Origin of the sequence: Caulobacter sp. HMWF025, from assembly GCF_003060965.1 — a bacterium.
In the GTDB taxonomy this organism is placed as follows: Bacteria; Pseudomonadota; Alphaproteobacteria; order Caulobacterales; family Caulobacteraceae; genus Caulobacter.
Window position 1 is genome coordinate 1 of record NZ_QAII01000106.1, and the last position, 1,226, is coordinate 1,226.

Consider the following 1,226-nt stretch of genomic DNA (forward strand, 5'->3'; position numbering starts at 1 on the left):
ACATAGGTGTCGTTGCCGAGGCCGCCGATCATGCGGTCGCCGCCGAGGCCCCCGTCGAGGGTGTCGTTGCCGCTGCCGGCGGTCATGACATTGACGATGGCATTGCCGGTGCCGGCGAAGTTGCCGGTGCCGATAAAGACCAGGTTGTCGACATTGTCGGTCAGGCTGTAGGCCGCCAGCGAGGTACGGACGACGTCATAGCCGTCGTTGAACGCTTCAACGACCACGGTCCCGGCATTGCGCACGATGTAGGTGTCGTTGCCGCCCGCGCCGCGCATGGTGGCCGCGCCGCCGCCGTCGTCGAGGGTGTTGAGCGCCGAGTTGCCGTCCAGCAGCATGGCATTGAGATTGCCGGTCAGGTTCAGGTTGGCCGTCCCGGTCAGGACGGCGCGCTCGATCATCGCGCCGGCCGTCACCACCCAGTTCTTCGAGACCTGGACCGTGTCATAGCCACCGCCCGCCAGCTCGACGACGACGTCGCCGGCATTGTCGACGACATAGAGGTCATCGCCCGCGCCGCCGACCAGGGAGTCGAGACCGACGCCCCCGTCCAGGGTATCGGCCCCGCCGGCCCCGATCAGGGTGTCGGCCAAAGCCGTCCCGACCAGGTTGACGGCCACGGCCGCCGCATCCGTCGTGATGATCTGGTCGGAGAACCAGAGCTGTTCGACGCCCACCAGCCAGTCGGTGCCTTCGCCGCCGCTGACCAGGGTATCGCGCACCGTGAAGGCGCCCGTACCGGTCGGGGTGACGACATATTGCGAGCGCGGGCCGGCATAGACGGCGGCATCGGTGCCCGAGCCGCCGTTCAGGCTGTCGTTGCCCAGACCGCCGGCCAGCACGTCGTTGCTCGCCCCGCCGGTCAGGCTGTCGGCCGCGCCGGTCCCGGTCAGCCACAGGCTGACGGCCACGCTGGCGGCCGTGACGGTCTGGTCGGAGAAGGCCAGGCGTTCGACGCCCTGCAGGCGGTCAATGCCGTCCGGGCCGCTGACTACAAAGCCGCCGGTGCCGTCGCTATAGATCTTCGAGGCGGCCAGGGTGCCACCGAACCGGGCCGTATCGGTACCGGCTCCGCCGATCAGGCTGTCATGGCCCAGGCCGCCGGTCAGGACGTCGTCGCCGGTGCCGCCGGTCAGGGTCTCGGCCGAGGCCGTACCCGTCAGCCAGAGCGCGGTGGCCGCCGAGGCGGCCGTGACGGTCTGGTCGGAGAAGGCCAGGCGCTCGAC

General features: G+C 69.8%; 1 protein-coding gene. It reads right to left on the minus strand.

Going from position 1 to position 1,226, the window contains the following annotated elements:
* On the minus strand, nt 1–1,226 hold a 1,226-nt coding region (locus DBR10_RS11960; protein ID WP_146187841.1), incomplete at both ends, for a calcium-binding protein.